The 14,509-nt window shown below is 57.9% G+C and carries 16 protein-coding genes; 6 read left to right on the forward strand and 10 right to left on the reverse strand.

Features of this window, described 5'->3' with window-relative positions; all coding sequences use genetic code 11:
* Nucleotides 1–81: 81 nt before the first annotated feature.
* Entirely contained in the window at nt 82–495 is a 414-nt protein-coding gene (rnk, locus tag QIT27_RS15675; protein WP_159341757.1) for a nucleoside diphosphate kinase regulator, read from the reverse strand.
* A gap of 264 nt (nt 496–759) precedes the next feature.
* Here rnk and rlmM point away from each other — a divergent pair, with 264 nt between their 5' ends.
* Entirely contained in the window at nt 760–1,809 is a 1,050-nt protein-coding gene (gene rlmM, locus QIT27_RS15680; RefSeq protein ID WP_285264343.1) for a 23S rRNA (cytidine(2498)-2'-O)-methyltransferase RlmM, read from the forward strand.
* A gap of 16 nt (nt 1,810–1,825) precedes the next feature.
* Here rlmM and QIT27_RS15685 read toward each other — a convergent pair whose 3' ends face one another.
* Nucleotides 1,826–2,113 carry an antibiotic biosynthesis monooxygenase family protein gene (locus QIT27_RS15685; protein ID WP_159341759.1) on the reverse strand — a complete coding sequence of 96 codons (288 nt, stop codon included), beginning with the start codon at nt 2,111–2,113 and terminating at the stop codon, nt 1,826–1,828.
* A gap of 27 nt (nt 2,114–2,140) precedes the next feature.
* Between QIT27_RS15685 and tusA the strand changes: the two genes are divergently transcribed.
* Entirely contained in the window at nt 2,141–2,392 is a 252-nt protein-coding gene (gene tusA / locus QIT27_RS15690) for a sulfurtransferase TusA (protein ID WP_159341760.1), read from the forward strand.
* 59 nt (nt 2,393–2,451) lie between these two features.
* Here tusA and QIT27_RS15695 read toward each other — a convergent pair whose 3' ends face one another.
* The 3 genes from QIT27_RS15695 to QIT27_RS15705 all read right to left on the reverse strand — a co-directional run bounded on the left by QIT27_RS15695 (nt 2,452) and on the right by QIT27_RS15705 (nt 5,683).
* Nucleotides 2,452–3,156 (reverse strand): hypothetical protein, encoded by a 705-nt coding sequence (locus QIT27_RS15695; RefSeq protein WP_159341761.1) that lies wholly within the window; start codon nt 3,154–3,156, stop codon nt 2,452–2,454.
* 112 nt (nt 3,157–3,268) lie between these two features.
* Nucleotides 3,269–4,261: a DUF3080 family protein gene (locus QIT27_RS15700; RefSeq protein ID WP_285264344.1), complete on the reverse strand. Its 993-nt coding sequence runs from the start codon at nt 4,259–4,261 to the stop codon at nt 3,269–3,271.
* Between the two features lie 3 nt (nt 4,262–4,264).
* Complete coding sequence (locus tag QIT27_RS15705) at nt 4,265–5,683, reverse strand: MATE family efflux transporter (RefSeq protein ID WP_285264345.1); 1,419 nt, start codon at nt 5,681–5,683, stop codon at nt 4,265–4,267.
* A 136-nt stretch (nt 5,684–5,819) separates the two neighbouring features.
* Here QIT27_RS15705 and QIT27_RS15710 point away from each other — a divergent pair, with 136 nt between their 5' ends.
* Nucleotides 5,820–6,398 (forward strand): elongation factor P hydroxylase, encoded by a 579-nt coding sequence (locus QIT27_RS15710; RefSeq protein WP_159341764.1) that lies wholly within the window; start codon nt 5,820–5,822, stop codon nt 6,396–6,398.
* Here QIT27_RS15710 and QIT27_RS15715 read toward each other — a convergent pair.
* Nucleotides 6,395–6,874: a hypothetical protein gene (locus QIT27_RS15715; RefSeq protein ID WP_159341765.1), complete on the reverse strand. Its 480-nt coding sequence runs from the start codon at nt 6,872–6,874 to the stop codon at nt 6,395–6,397. The genes QIT27_RS15710 and QIT27_RS15715 overlap by 4 nt on opposite strands.
* A gap of 13 nt (nt 6,875–6,887) precedes the next feature.
* Nucleotides 6,888–7,739: a TatD family hydrolase gene (locus QIT27_RS15720; protein ID WP_285264346.1), complete on the reverse strand. Its 852-nt coding sequence runs from the start codon at nt 7,737–7,739 to the stop codon at nt 6,888–6,890.
* A gap of 159 nt (nt 7,740–7,898) precedes the next feature.
* Here QIT27_RS15720 and QIT27_RS15725 point away from each other — a divergent pair, with 159 nt between their 5' ends.
* Together QIT27_RS15725 and QIT27_RS15730 are read left to right on the forward strand one after the other, a co-directional pair.
* Nucleotides 7,899–9,551: a fatty acid--CoA ligase gene (locus QIT27_RS15725; protein WP_285264347.1), complete on the forward strand. Its 1,653-nt coding sequence runs from the start codon at nt 7,899–7,901 to the stop codon at nt 9,549–9,551.
* Nucleotides 9,552–9,673: 122 nt separating this feature from the next.
* Nucleotides 9,674–11,593 carry an ATP-binding cassette domain-containing protein gene (locus tag QIT27_RS15730; RefSeq protein WP_285264348.1) on the forward strand — a complete coding sequence of 640 codons (1,920 nt, stop codon included), beginning with the start codon at nt 9,674–9,676 and terminating at the stop codon, nt 11,591–11,593.
* A gap of 53 nt (nt 11,594–11,646) precedes the next feature.
* Here the strand turns inward: QIT27_RS15730 and QIT27_RS15735 are convergent, their stop codons facing one another.
* Nucleotides 11,647–12,099 carry a universal stress protein gene (locus tag QIT27_RS15735; protein ID WP_159341769.1) on the reverse strand — a complete coding sequence of 151 codons (453 nt, stop codon included), beginning with the start codon at nt 12,097–12,099 and terminating at the stop codon, nt 11,647–11,649.
* 145 nt (nt 12,100–12,244) lie between these two features.
* On the opposite strand from QIT27_RS15735, the gene QIT27_RS15740 reads away from it, so the two are divergent.
* Nucleotides 12,245–12,796, forward strand: coding sequence for a preprotein translocase subunit YajC (locus QIT27_RS15740; RefSeq protein ID WP_253018985.1), 552 nt, complete (start codon nt 12,245–12,247; stop codon nt 12,794–12,796).
* Between the two features lie 4 nt (nt 12,797–12,800).
* Here the strand turns inward: QIT27_RS15740 and slyA are convergent, their stop codons facing one another.
* On the reverse strand, nt 12,801–13,253 hold the full coding sequence (gene slyA, locus QIT27_RS15745) for a transcriptional regulator SlyA (protein ID WP_159341771.1): 453 nt from the start codon (nt 13,251–13,253) through the stop codon (nt 12,801–12,803).
* Nucleotides 13,254–13,325: 72 nt separating this feature from the next.
* Nucleotides 13,326–14,483, reverse strand: coding sequence for a DUF5924 family protein (locus tag QIT27_RS15750; RefSeq protein WP_285264349.1), 1,158 nt, complete (start codon nt 14,481–14,483; stop codon nt 13,326–13,328).
* Nucleotides 14,484–14,509 lie beyond the last annotated feature (26 nt).

Here is a 14,509-nt window from a genome sequence, read left to right on the forward strand (position 1 = left end):
TGTGTGGTCTCTGGAAAACGCGGGAGGGAAACGAAAAAGCCGCTTATCAGAACAGAAGCGGCTTAGAAAGCGCGGTACGAATTAGCGGTGGTACTGCTTTTCACGTTCAGGTTGCCAGAGAATCGCGTCTACTCGTAAATGTGCGTTTTGCTGGTTGGGTAGAGGCCAGTCGATGGTGTCGCCTACTTTAAGCCCTAGCAGGCTGGCACCAATGGGCGCCATGATCGAAATGGCGTCTTTCGTCGTGCCGAGCGAGTGCGGATACACCAGCGTACGCACCATCTGTTGGTTGCGAGTGAGGTCAGTGAACTGAATTTGACTGTTCATACTGACGACGTTATCGGGAATTTCTTCAGGATCGACCACTTCTCCGCGACTGAGCTCCTCTTGTAAAAGCTCAGCCACCATTTGATCCTTGTCGGTGGCGTTATCGATCAAGCGCTGCAGACGATCTGCGTCGAGCCGATTGATCAAAAGGGGAGGACGCTGCCCCATGATGCTCTCCTTGGCAAACGCGGCCGGACGAGACGGCGCGCGCTGTTAGTCAAATGGTGCTGTCCGGCATAAAAAAAGCCCCTCCATGAAGGAAGGACTCGAGATACCGTCCGAATAGTGTACGACACTTCTAATGAAAAGACGACGCGCTTAGAGTGACGCGCGCAAAGTGCTATGATGCAGGCCGCCGCGTGAGCAAGTATGTGATATCGCGTTTATGGGTTGCAGATTATGTTGAGGTGAAAGGTGAGTGATACGGTACCCATGTCATGGCTTGTTTACTGCCGGCCCGGGTTTGAAAACGATGCGTTGGCTGAAATGCAGCACCATGCGCAGCAGCTGGGCGTGCCCTGTGAACCGGTGCGGGGTGAAGGCTGGGTAAGTGTCACGCGCCAAGACGGGGAAGCAATTAACGATTTACATCGTCAGGCTGCCTTCAAGCGACTCATATTCGCCAGACAAAGTTTAGCGGCACTGCCTGCGTTGACGCTATCTCGGGATGACCGCCTCACGGCCATTCTCGAACAGATCAAAGCAAGCCGTTGGAGTTTCGAAGAGATCTGGCATGAAACGCCGGATACGAACGAGGGGAAAGCCTTAGCGGGCTTGATCAAGGCGTTGACCAAGCCCCTACAGAGTATGCTGAAGAAAAGAGGCGCACTGCGTGGCAAGGCGGGTGGGCGTCGCTTGCACGTGTTTTGGACGGATGGTGACCGGGTTCAGTTAGGGATGAGTTTTCCCGATAACCGCAGCGAGTTAATCAATGGCATTCGTCGGCTGCGCTTTCCTTCTCGTGCGCCCAGTCGTTCGACATTGAAGTTAGAGGAGGCTTGGCACGAGTTCATCCCTCGCGACGAGTGGGAAGAGCGTTTAGCCGCACACATGCAGGCGGCAGATTTGGGGGCAGCTCCGGGCGGCTGGACATGGCAACTGGTACAGCGCGGTATGTATGTCTATGCCATCGATAATGGCCCAATGGACAAGCAGCTCATGGCCACTGGCCAGATCGATCATCTACGCGAGGACGGCTTTACCTGGGAACCGCCGCAGCGGTTAGATTGGCTGGTGTGTGACATCGTCGATAAGCCGGTGCGCGTTTTGGCCATGGTAGAGCGTTGGTTAACGCGCAAGTGGTGCCGTGAGGCGATCTTCAACCTCAAGCTGCCGATGAAGAAGCGTTGGGACGAGGTGACCCGCTGCCTGGCAACGCTGGAAGAGGCGTTAGCAGCCTCGGGTGTCAGCGCCACGATTCGATGCCGCCACCTCTACCACGACCGCGAAGAGGTGACGGTATACGTCAGGCTAGCTCACTGACGTGGGGGACGACGGTTTAGTAGCCCGGCTCATAGAGTCGAATAGTTTCATCTTCAGTGAGTAGCGGTAAAATACGCTGCATCGCCATGGCGCGCTCTTCGCTGGCGTGCCACTCTTTCCAGGCACGCAGGTCGCGCCATTTGGTAATCATCAGACGGCGGTCGGTGTGGCCAAGCTCCACCAAGGTTTCACCACCAACGAAGCCCCGGACGCCCAAGGAGACACGCATCGCCTCGCGTGCTGCGTGTTCATATTCCTCTTCCAAACCGGGCATGATGCGTCGTTCAATGATGATTTTTATCATAGGTCTGTTTCCTAACCGAGAGAGTCGATGACTGATACTACGAATGATCCCGCCGCGTTCGATACTGCATTGGACACTACCGGACTTTACTGCCCGGAACCGATCATGCTGATGCATAACAAAGTGCGTGATATGGCCTCGGGCCAAATTTTGAAAGTCGTGGCGACCGATCCTGCCACGACTCGCGATGTGCCAAAGTTTTGCCAATTTCTCGGCCACGAACTGTTGCATCAAGAAAGTGGGGACGATCAGTACGTCTACTTTATCCGCTTGGCATGACCCTGTAGAGCGAGACAAGGCGTTTACCGACTAAAGGGTGAACGCCTTGCGGAGAAGGGTTATGGACTGTCACTACTGGGCACGACCATCATGGCAAGTGCCTCTAACGTGGCGGGGTCCTCTTCCAGAATACGGTTAGCGATATGGCGCTGGAAGAAGTAGACGGTTTGGTGTTGTGAGTGCGCATCGTAAAGGCATGCATCGCCGAGTAGGATCGGCGTCATGGTGGCTTTTTGCTCGTCTGCCAGCACCGCTTCGATGTTACCGTCGCTATATAAACGCCATCCGTACACGGGTTTCATGTGCCAAGGTGCATTGGGGTGGTTCATGCAGAGGGCGTGAGTCCCTAGGGTATCGGGAAGCTGCTGAATGAGCGTGATATCACCCGACGACTCATACTCGAAGTAGCTAGCTGCCGCAGTCAGCTCGTCGTATTTGTGATCGGGAGGGAGGTCGAAGATTTCGTCTGTTTCAGGATCACGATAACCGATAAAAACGCCGCTCTCATGGCTATCCAGCTCATGGCACGCGACGAGCGACTCCATCCATGGGACGAGTCCTACCACGTTGCCATCTTCCCTCAGCCCCCAAGCAAGAATCGGCAGGCCGTAGTAGGTGTCGGGACTCGCAGCGAGCTGGTAGACCATCTCCAATCCATCTAGCTCTGGAGCTAAACGAACTAAACACTTGCGCGCCTGCTGACGCTGACGCACGGTTTCCAGGTCGATGACCTGGGCAGAGCGAGTTGACAGGGGTGCGCCCATGGTGTCCCTCCTTGTACTGCGTGGTCACGACGTTGGCAGACAGCGGTAACCGCCTGCCGCACACTTCACCAATAGCACAGCTTGACCGCGAGGTTAAGCGTAAACGTCATTTTTAATCCGACACGCAGGGGGAAAAGGCGCTTTTTAACGCGGTATGCTTGTCCCACGCGGTTTGAAACTGCTGCCACGGAGCTTCCGGGCGGTGTAAAGAGAGCCAATTCTGTTGATACGCGGCAACCGAATCAGGAGGGGTGACGGGATGAGCCTCAATCAACTGGTTCACGCTGACGAGCCACTGTTGGGCGTTTTCTGCCAACGTCTCGATCCAAACAGGCGTTTCCACCGACAGGCAGGCCTCGTCGTCAGCCGCTGCCGCGAGCATGTGGTTGGCTTCGCTCAGTCGCTGTTCGGCGAGCAGTAGCGAGCGCAGCATCTCGGCGCTCAACGGTCTCTCTTGAAGGGCTTTCAAGTGATTTTCTAGCGTTGAAGAGTCCTGCTCCCATGTCTGACTGAACTGCTGATCGACCATTCGTTGTAGGTAGCTGAGGGCCGCTTGCTGCTCGCTGATATCGAGGCTTGCCTGTGGAGGAAATGGGCTGCTGGCCCTTGAAAAACTCTTTTCCCACTCTTCAGAATCAAAAATCGCGTTCCAACTGACGGCGGGTAGCTGCTCGGTTTTAAGCTCGGTCAACTGCGCCAAGCGCGCTTTGTCGTCGTCGCTCAGGGTATCGGGGATGTCGCTATTCCAACAGGCGTCCAGACGCTGCCAAAGGGCGCGTTCGTACAGCCAGTGTTGGCTAGGAGGTGCTACGCGGCCCAGCTGATTGTTACGGGCAGCAACCAAGGAGGTGATTTGGCACTCGCGCAACGCATAGATGTTGAGCATTCCATCGCGAATTTCTGGTACCTCGATCAAGCGCTGCTGGCGTTCAGGGAAGGCGTCAATGTTGCGCGGTTCGGATGGCGCTGGCGGCGACGTATCCAGCGCAGCGGCCAATTGCTGATGATACTGTTCCCAGGCATGTTCAGCGCTATGGTCGCCACAGCCAGACAGCAGCACTCCAGTGGCTGCGATGAGCCACAAGAGACGGGAAGGTAGGGGCATAGATCACTCCTGTTGACTGATTTTTTTTAATCGCCAAGCCAGTAAACATGCAGCCGTGCTGAGACCTGCAATCAGCCCAATCCAGTAGCCGTGTACACCCATAGGTTCAGACATGCTCCCTAGGCCGTAGGTTCCTAGCCAGTGTCCTCCGCCCAAGCCCACAATCCAATACGAGAGTACGGTAATCACCATGACGATACGTGTGTCTTTGTAGCCTCTGAGCGCACCGGCTAAGTTGACCTGTAAGGAGTCGGAGAGCTGGAAAACCACCGCCAATGCAATGATGGTGAGCGCTAATGCCTGAATGTCCGCATTCGAGGTATAGAGTGATATGACCGGGGCGGCGGAAAACCACAAAAGTGTGCTATTGATGGCCGCGACGATGACACTGATGACGATGCCATTCCAAGCCACTTTGCGCGCCATGGCCAAACGCTTTTGCCCCAGCGTGTTTCCCACCCGTACGGTTAGCGCCATGCTTAACGACATCGGTAACATGAACAGGATGGTCGTGTAGCTGAGGGCGATTTGGTGAGCACCAACGGTGACTTCACCGAAGCTGGCAATGAACAGTGCGATCAGCGTGAACAGCGTTACTTCGACAAAGATGGCCACACCAATCGGTACGCCTACAACGACGAGTTCGCGAATGCCCGCCAAATTGGGCGGCGTCAACTGCTGCCACAGCGCGACACTGCGGTACGTCGTGCCGCGGCGAGTATAGAGCGCCATGGCGATGGCCATGGTCCACATGGAGATGGCGGTGGCAATGCCGCAACCCAATGCGCCGAGGGCGGGAAGCTGCTGCCAACTGCTTGGAAGGCCGGAGCCGAATAGGCTCACTAAACCCTCGCCGCCGTAAATGAGTAAATAGTTACAGGGAATATTAACGCTCAAGCCGACTAAGCTGATCCACAGGGCCGGGCGAGTATGGTTCATGCCGTCAGAAAAGGCCCGAAGCGCTTGAAAGAGAGCAATGCCCGGCATGCCAAACGCCACCGCACTAAGATAGGCGGCGGACTCCCGGGCAACGCTAGGCGGCACGTCCATGCGTTCGAAAATCGGCGCTACGGCGACCCACAATAACACCGCCGAGACGCACCCTAAGGCCAACGCCACCCACAGCGCTTGATGTACGGCGGGGCGAATGGCGCCATGGCGTTGTCCACCTAGCAAGTGTGCCACGATCGGGGTCAAGCCCATGAGGGTGCCGGTCATGAAGAGCATCAACGGCATCCATAAACTCGACCCGACCGACACCGCCGCCAGGTCGGTGGCGTTGTGCCTGCCCGTCATCATGACATCCACCACGCTCATGCCCGCCTGGGCGAGCTGAGCGCCACAAATGGGCAGTGCCAACGCGACCAGGGTGCGGGTTTCAGGCCAGTAGATCGTTTTTATATCGCTAGTAAAGCCGCCCAAGGTATGGCTCCTCTTTAGCAAAGAGACCTAAGAAAGGCCGATAGAGTAGCAGGAGTCGCTGTGGTTTGCCGTCTCCTCTTTAGCCTAGTGGAGGGGCACGGGTATACTGCGCGAAATGAATGACGAAAGTGGCAACATGGTGACACACGAGAAAGAGCGTTGGACCCTGGACGATATCATGGCGCTGTTCGATGGCGTGTTTATGGAACACTTTCACACGCGACTCATCAAGGGCGGTGATGAGCCTCTTTATCGCCCCGCGAATGTCGAGTGTCCCTATCATCAGGTGATTTTTGCTCGTGGCTATTTCGCGAGCGCGCTGCACGAGATCAGCCACTGGTGTATCGCAGGAGACAAGCGGCGGCAGCTTGAAGATTATGGGTATTGGTACCTGCCGGACGGGCGTAATGCCGAGCAGCAGCGGGCGTTCGAGCGGGCAGAAATTGCGCCCCAAGCACTCGAGCAGCTGTTCACCCACGCGTGTGGGCGTACCTTCCATGTCAGTGTCGATAACCTGGGCGGTGACGTCGACGTGGATCGCGATGCCTTCGCCCAGAAGGTCGCTGCGAGAGCCCAGCGTTATATGGACGAAGGGCTGCCAGCGCGTGCCAACGCTTTTCATACAGCACTGACGCACTACTACCAGCAGCAAGGCTCGCGCGATGACGCCATCGCCAAGGGGAAAGCGTGTCTAGCCGCGTGTCGGGTTGCTTAATCCTGCTCGTTTAGCTGGCGGTGTAGCGTCAGCATCACTTCGATTTCGTGCTCTGGACGCATTGGCTCCAAGCCAAGATCGTTGAAGGCATCGCTGCGCAGGCGGTGCCACTCTCCGGGGCCGAGATGATCGTACAGTACCTTGGCGGGGGCCAGTTCGACGAACGGGTCCAAGCCGTAGGTATCGAATAACCGTGCCAGTGCGGCGTCGTCATCGCCGTTATCGCTGGTATAGAGCGTCGCCGAGAAGTGGTCGTTCTCCAGCTCGCGGATCACGTCCAGCGGGCTGACCCCCAAGCTCTCCAGCTCTTCGATGCTGTAAGCGCCCATGACGTTGCTATCTTCATTGATCCAGCTATCGTCCGGCTGAATCAACGTTTGCTTGATACGCCCATCGGGTAACGACCAGGCGATGGAGAGCGGCAGGCCATTATCTTCGCCTGTTTCGATGGCAATGAAGCCAGGATAGTCAGCCACGCAGTTGCTCCTTTTAAGCGTCCGCATCGATGCGGAAAAAACGCTGGGCGGTGCGCGTCGTGGCAGCCCCCAGCTCGGTGTCACTCACATCATGCCAACGGGCGATCTCTTGCACGATCCACGGCAGCAGGGCCGGTTCATGGCGACGGCCCTTCAACTTGGCCGGCAAATTGCGGGGCAGCAAATAAGGGCAGTCGGTTTCGACCATGAGTCGCTCCAGAGGAATGTCCCGCACCAAGTCACGTAGATGGTGCCCTCGGCGCTCGTCGCAAATCCAGCCGGTGAGGCCGATGTGAAGGTCGAGATCGAGATACCCATGTAGGGTCGCTCGATCCGCCGTGAAGCAGTGTATCACTGCATCGCTAATGTCATCTCGCCAGCTGCGCAGTATATCGCGCATGCGCTCGCCGGCATCCCGCTCATGTAGAAACAGTGGCAGGCCACTGTCGGCGGCCAGCGCCAGCTGGGCTTCGAAGGCGATCTCTTGCGCTTGCGGCGTGGAGAAGTTGCGATTGAAATCCAGCCCGCACTCGCCAACGGCCACCACCTCAGGACGGCGGTAGAGCGCCCGCATGTCTTGTGCCACCGTGTCGTTCCAGCTACTGGCGTCATGGGGGTGCACGCCCGCCGTGGCGTAAACGCCTTCGAACCGCTGGGCCATCGCCACTGCCTGCTTGGCATGGGCCACGTCGGTGCCGGTCACGATCAACGTCCGCACCTGTGCGGCCCTGGCTCTGGCGATCACGTCGTCTAGGTCGCGCTGAAAGCTCTCATGGGTCAAGTTCGCGCCAATGTCCACCAAAGGAGTTGCCGGGCGAAACCGTAGCGCCTCGGGCAAAAACGTATCGGCTGTCGTGGTCGTCAAGCGTGTCCCCTTGTCCAGATGGTGAAAGGCGTATTGTAAAGGTCGGTACGCGCCTCGGCTAATACCAAAGGTGTGCCCGTTCGCATTGCGTCGCCCTACGCGGTGGTGAACACTGCAACGGTGAGTCTCTATGAACAATAACGACATCAAGGAGTGACCATGGCAACGATAACCCCCAAGATATTGCCGGCGACTGCTTCCGCCACACAGCCGCCTCTATTGATCAAAGAGCTGCTGGAATCGGGTGTTCGCATGGCGGGTAACAATCACATCGTTTACCGCGATCAATGTCGTCATGACTATCGTCGCTTTCAAGAGCGGGTGCATCAATTGGCTCACGCGCTCACCGCCCAAGGAGTGCAGGCAGGGGATGTGGTCGCCGTGCTCGACTGGGATAGCCATCGTTATCTGGAGTGTTTTTTTGCCATTCCCATGATAGGCGCGGTACTTCACACCGTGAATGTCAGGTTAGCGCCAGAGCAGGTTCTCTATACCATGGAGCACGCGGAAGATGTGTTCGTACTGGTGCACGAAGACTTCGTTCCCTTGCTAGAGCCGCTTGCCGCTCGGCTACCGAACATTCGAGGGTACATGCTCTGCCAAGAGAGCGAACAGTCTGTAGAGACTTCGTTGCCACTGGTGGGCGAGTTTGAAGCCTTACTCGCTCGACAGCCGCTCCATTATGACTTTCCCATCTTTGACGAAAACGCGGTAGCTACTCTGTTCTACACCACGGGCACGACAGGCAACCCCAAGGGGGTTTTCTTTACCCATCGTCAGCTCGTGTTGCATACCCTGAGCGAAGCCAGCACCTTCCAGGCGCCAGGGTTCGAGCTGCTCAATCGGGATAAGGTGTACATGCCCATTACGCCCATGTTCCATGTGCATGCGTGGGGCGTGCCTTATACCGCGACCCTGTTGGGGGCCACGCAGGTCTACCCCGGCAAGTACGAACCCGACATGTTGGTCAAACTGTTGGTGAGCGAAAAAGTCGATTTTTCACACTGCGTACCGACGCTACTCAACATGGTGGTGAGTGCTGACGCCATCGCGACGAAGGAGATCGATGTCTCGGGTTGGAAAGTGTTGGTGGGAGGAAGTGCGTTGACCCAAGCGCTGGCCAGTCGTGCTTGGGCGCTGGGCATCGATACGCGCAGCGCTTACGGCATGTCGGAGACCTGTCCGCTATTGACCGCCGATATACTACCCAAAGACGTCGCCGATGCCGATTTCGAGCATCAGCTGCCCTGGCGCTGCAAAGCAGGGTTACCCGTACCATTCGTCAAACTTCAAGTCGTCGATACCGATGGCGAGCCGCTTCCCCATGATGGCCGCAGCATTGGCGAGGTGCGCGTGCAAGCACCCTGGCTGACCCAGGCGTATTATAAAGAGGACGCGCGCAGTGAGGAGTTATGGCGCGATGGCTGGCTACACACCGGGGATGTGGGATCGCTCGATGAGCACGGTTTTTTGTCGATCAGTGACCGCATGAAAGATGTGATTAAAACCGGGGGCGAATGGCTCTCATCGTTGGCCCTCGAAAGCTATATCAGCCAGTGCCCCGGCGTGGCAGAGGTCGCGGTGATTGGCGTGGCGGACGATAAATGGGGCGAAAGGCCCGCCGCGCTCGTAGTGCCCAGCGATCATAAAACGCCGCCTACCGTCGAGGCGATTCAAGGTTTCATGGAGCAGTTCGTGGCGCAGGGAAAACTCAACCGCTGGGGGGTTCCATCCCTGATTCGTATCGTCGATGAGATACCCAAAACCAGCGTTGGCAAGTTGGATAAAAAGCGTATCCGCACCGAGATGTAACCCGCCAACACGCGCCTGCGATGCCCACCGCAGGCGCTCCTGCCATCGAGACGTCATTCGGTTACCCCGTAAGCCCGGTCCATGCGTTACACTGTGCGCCTCACGACGAAGGAGGACACTGCGTGACCTTGTTACGACTCGAACAGCTGCAACTCGCTTACGGCACCCAAGTACTGCTTAACCGCGCCGACCTAACGGTTGAAAGAGGCGAGCGGCTGGCGCTGGTCGGGCGCAACGGCACCGGTAAATCCACCCTGCTCAAGCTCGTGGCGGGCGACATTCAAGCGGATGATGGCACCATTTGGCGTGCGCCCGGTTTGAAAATTGGCGTGCTGGCTCAAGAGCTGCCTGAATCCTCGGGTATGACCATTTTCGATATGGTGGCGCAAGGCCTGCCGGAAGCGGGCGAGCTGCTGTCGGAGTATCAGCACCTGATCAATGACCCGGACCCGGACATGAACCGCATGGCGACGCTACAGACGCGCCTTGAAGCCATCGATGGCTGGTCCTTCCATCAGCGAATCGATGTGGTGCTGACCCGGCTCGGTTTGCCCCCAGACGCCGAGATGAGCGCACTGTCCGGCGGTTGGCGGCGGCGAGTAGCGCTGGCCCGTGCGCTGGTTTCCGAGCCTGACCTACTGCTGCTCGACGAGCCGACCAACCACCTGGATCTCGACACCATTGCGTGGCTGGAAGAGCAGCTATTGGCCTTCAACGGTGCGGTACTGCTGATCACCCACGATAGGGCATTTTTGTCGAAACTCGCGACGAACATCCTGGAGCTCGACCGTGGGAAGCTCGGGCGTTATCCCGGTGTCTACGCCGAATACCAAGAGCGCAAGCAGCACGAGCTGGAGGCCGAGTCGCGCGAGAATGCGCTGTTCGATAAAAAATTGGCCCAAGAAGAGGTATGGATTCGTCAGGGCGTCAAGGCGCGGCGTACGCGTAATGAAGGCCGTGTGCGCGAGCTTGAAAAAATGCGCGTGGAGCGTAGCCAGCGCCGCGAGCGGCAGGGGACGGCGAATCTTACCGTGGATAGCGGCGAGCGGACCGGTAAGCGCGTGGTCGAGCTAAAAGGGGTCACTCAGCGCTTTGGTGACGACGTGATCTTGCGCAACGTGAACCTGGAAGTCATGCGGGGCGACCGCATCGGCTTCTTGGGGCGCAACGGTGCCGGTAAAACCACGCTGCTGAAGATTTTGCTCGGCGAGCTGGCACCCACCGAGGGCAGCGTTCAGTTAGGCACCAACCTCAAAGTGGCCTACTTCGACCAGCTGCGGGCCGGCCTCGAGCTGGAAAAAACGGTGTATGACAACGTAGCGCAAGGCAGTGACCGGGTGAGCGTGGGCGGTAAAGACCGCCATGTCATGAGCTATCTGCAAGATTTTCTCTTCACTCCAGACCGGGTTCGCCAGCCGGTAAAAGCGCTGTCAGGAGGCGAATCCAACCGTCTGCTGTTGGCCAAGCTGTTCACCCAGCCCGCCAACGTACTGGTGCTGGACGAGCCGACCAACGACCTAGACATGGAAACCCTGGAGCTGCTCGAAGAGCTACTGCTCGATTTTGACGGCACGCTGCTGCTGGTCTCCCACGACCGAACCTTCATGGATAACGTCGTCACCAGCATGCTGGCGTTCGAAGGGGAAGGGCGCGTGCGCGAGTATGTCGGCGGCTACACGGACTGGATTCGCCAGGGTGGCCAATTGCCACCTGCGCCTTGGGAGGGCGCGGCACGTCAGCACACCGAACCCACCCGCACCGCAGAGGAAAAGTCGCCACCGGCACCCGCCGGGGAGCCTGCAAAGAAAACCGTCAAACTCTCTTATAAGCTGCAGCGTGAATTGGATGCGCTGCCTGCGGAGATCGAGCGGCTAGAGAGTGACATCGAAGCGCTGGAGCAAGAGGTAGGAGACCCGGCCTTTTATCAGCAGGAAGCCACGGTGGTGACCGCCAAACTGCAGGCGCTCGAAAAGGTACAGCAGGCGTTGGACGCTGCCATGGAGCGGTGGATGGAGCTGGAAGCCATGGCAAACGGTGAGTAACGTGTCTATCGATGTTCCAAAGGCCCCGCAAGGGGCCTTTGGCGTTGGGCGTCTCACTCGTCGCTTTTTTCGCCTTTCTTGCCAACCCGAACGGCAAGCACGTCGCACTGGGCTCCGTGAAGAACGCCTGTCGACGTAGAGCCTAACAGCAGGGCGAAGCCGTGGCGTCCATGGGAGCCGACCACGATCAAGTCGACGTTGTGCTCATCGGCGAAACGGTGGATCTCCGTGTCGGGCATACCCACGACCACGTGTTGATCTGCGGCTTCGACGTGGGGAGCGGCGATCTCGGCTAGACGCTTCTTGGCGTGGTCATCGAGCTGGTCCTGGATGCTGGTAAGGTCCATCGGAATGTCGCCGCCGTAGGCAAAACCTAAAGGCTCCAGGGTGTGCATGATCGAGATTTTAGCGCCGTTATTGCGCTCGGCAATCGCCACCGCACGCTCAAGAATTTTGTGAGAGTCCTTGGTTAAGTCAACGGCGACCAGGATATGGCGATAGCTCATGGCGTATCTCCTTGGTGATGTGCCACACGTAAAGGCTGTGTTCGATACCTTCACTTTAGGCGTAGAGGTGACTCTTAACAACGACCTAGATCAGGGTTTCGATACATTGCCAAATGAGTTTGACGAAAAGAGGGTAGGTGTTGCAATGGAATGGTTGATCATCGTTTTTATTCTGATGTTTGTGATTGCGCCGGTCATGTGGCTAAAACCCAGCCCGCGCCAGCAGCGTCAAATGGCGCTGCGCTCAAGTGCCGGAAAACAGGGCGTGACGGTAAAAATGGCCAAACCGCCGTTGCATCACTTTCGAGGCACCATGCCCGCCTATCGCTGGCACTACCCGCAGTCAGCACCCGGGCCAGATTTTTTGCTGGTGAGGGATTCCAACGCCAGCGACGCATTAGAACCTTACCACGCCGGCTGGCGCTGGCGCATCGCGCCGCTGCGTCCGTTGCCCGATGTGGCCAGTCAACATTTGCAAACCTTACTCGAACACCTGCCTCAGGACGCGTTGGTCCTAGAGTCTAACGCCCATTCGCTGACGCTATGGTGGTGGGAATCACAAACCGCCGAACGGTTCACCCGCTATTTGTCGGATATCGAACCGCTCAAAGAGGCATTGAGCGGCCTGTCAGACCGCCCACCTGTCAAGCCGCTGGAGACAGGTGGCACGGAAGAAGAAGGAAGCGAGAAGGGGTAGAGCGTTAAGCGGAGGGCCCGTCTTGGTCTCTGGCCTGAATGGCGAGGCCGTTGGATTCGATCAGCGCGAGCCACTTTTCCAACTGTTCCAAGTCGTCTTCGCTCAAGCCTGCCAGCATCTCCTGGCGGGCGGCGAGCACGACACTGTCGATCTGCTCCAACAGCGGCATCGCTGCCGGGGTGAGGTAGATGCGTTTGCTGCGGCGGTCGTTATCGCAGGCGCGACGCTCAACTAAACCTTGCTCCTCCAACTGCCCCAACGTCCGCACCAGGGACGGGGCTTCCACCCCAATCGCGCGAGCCAAATCGCACTGTGGGTTGCCTTCGCCCAACTTCCAAAGATGATACAGCGTCACCCAGCGGGTCTGGGTCAGCCCCAGTGGCGCAAGCCTGCGATCGAGAATCGAGCGCCACAGGTGGGGCAAGCGAGCAATACGAAAACCAATTGTTGATGCCATAGGTAACTAACTGCCAAAAAGTGTAAGTGGGCGAATTGTCATAAGCTGCGCCGCTGAATGCAAGGCGTTCCGTTACTCGGTCGCTTGGGCATCGTCTGGGGAAGCGCCGTTGCCTGGAACGAAACGACGCAGATTCAATGCGCTCAGACCGCTCGGTCGGATCGTGCCATCGGCCACGGTGGCGGCGTTGGCATCTTGCGAGACGGTAAACCGAATCAGCCCCAAACGCTGCCCGCCGTCGGTCATGATATCGACACGCCACTCGCCCGAGGGGTCTTCGGGAAAGTTCTGCTTATGGCTCCAGGCGCGATAACCCTGTTCCCGACCGCCGTTGATCGCTAATGCCACGGTGTCCATCGCTTCGCCATTATGATGCCACGCATGGTAAATCGTTTCGCTCAGCCCTCGCGGGGCGCGAATGGCCGTATAGACATACAGGCCATTGTTGCGAATGGCTTCGGGCGTCAGTGTCAGCGAGCCTTGGGGAGTGCGCTGCTGCGTATCAAAAGCGGGGGAGAGCGCCGTGCTGGTCATCCATAGACTGGCGGGCGGCACCCACACACGGCCAAGCCACGCCCCATAGGCCAGCGCCACGGTGAGCGCGAAAAATCCCAACCAGCGAGCTGGCGAGCGTTTTTTGAGTAGATGCCAGAAACTGGGAAGGGCCACCAGGACGGTCAGCACCAAGGCGAGCAGCAGGCTCTGGCCGGTGGTGAGATGCACCATGATAGGCAAGATGACCAGAAGCACCAGGAAGACGCACTGGGCATGAAACATGAAATAGAGACTGCGCCAGCGCCCAGCGAGCTTGTAGTAGAGCGGGTCGATGATCGACCACACGGCCATACCCATCACCAACAGCGCGAATAGTGCTTGGCCGCTGTTCCACACGGTGGTCACCAGAATGAAAGGCAGGGTAAAAAACAGCGTCTCCTGGTGAATCATTTGCGCAATGAAGGCCGTCACGCCTTTTGGCAACGTGGGGTGGCCGCGATGGGAAAGCCAGCGGCCAATCAAGCTTTCGGAGAGCAGCAGCAACCAAGCCAACAGCAGACCAAGTGCCAGGGCCGCGCCCAGCCACTGCTGACGGTCTACGAGGAAAAAGCTGCCCAGCCCAGCCGCAAATGCCAACGGCGGCCAGAGCCAGCTCCAAGGTTTCAGCCGCTCGACGATCCGTTCGACGCGCCCTTGCAAGGCTTCCATGCGGGCGGGCGTTAAGAGTGTCCCCATAGCGTTAAAAACTCATCAATGAAACG

The organism is Halomonas sp. LC1, from assembly GCF_030247125.1.
Lineage (GTDB): Bacteria > Pseudomonadota > Gammaproteobacteria > Pseudomonadales > Halomonadaceae > Vreelandella.

Excerpts from the sequence above, each read along its gene's own strand:
- QIT27_RS15685 (WP_159341759.1), bottom strand. The coding sequence starts at position 2,113 with ATGATAAAAATCATCATTGAACGACGCATCATGCCCGGTTTGGAAGAG.
- QIT27_RS15735 (WP_159341769.1), bottom strand. The coding sequence starts at position 12,099 with ATGAGCTATCGCCATATCCTGGTCGCCGTTGACTTAACCAAGGACTCT.
- tusA (WP_159341760.1), top strand. The coding sequence starts at position 2,141 with ATGACTGATACTACGAATGATCCCGCCGCGTTCGATACTGCATTGGAC.
- rnk (WP_159341757.1), bottom strand. The coding sequence starts at position 495 with ATGGGGCAGCGTCCTCCCCTTTTGATCAATCGGCTCGACGCAGATCGT.
- QIT27_RS15740 (WP_253018985.1), top strand. The coding sequence starts at position 12,245 with ATGGAATGGTTGATCATCGTTTTTATTCTGATGTTTGTGATTGCGCCG.
- rlmM (WP_285264343.1), top strand. The coding sequence starts at position 760 with ATGTCATGGCTTGTTTACTGCCGGCCCGGGTTTGAAAACGATGCGTTG.
- QIT27_RS15710 (WP_159341764.1), top strand. The coding sequence starts at position 5,820 with ATGGTGACACACGAGAAAGAGCGTTGGACCCTGGACGATATCATGGCG.
- QIT27_RS15750 (WP_285264349.1), bottom strand. The coding sequence starts at position 14,483 with ATGGGGACACTCTTAACGCCCGCCCGCATGGAAGCCTTGCAAGGGCGC.
- QIT27_RS15695 (WP_159341761.1), bottom strand. The coding sequence starts at position 3,156 with ATGGGCGCACCCCTGTCAACTCGCTCTGCCCAGGTCATCGACCTGGAA.
- QIT27_RS15700 (WP_285264344.1), bottom strand. The coding sequence starts at position 4,261 with ATGCCCCTACCTTCCCGTCTCTTGTGGCTCATCGCAGCCACTGGAGTG.
- QIT27_RS15725 (WP_285264347.1), top strand. The coding sequence starts at position 7,899 with ATGGCAACGATAACCCCCAAGATATTGCCGGCGACTGCTTCCGCCACA.
- slyA (WP_159341771.1), bottom strand. The coding sequence starts at position 13,253 with ATGGCATCAACAATTGGTTTTCGTATTGCTCGCTTGCCCCACCTGTGG.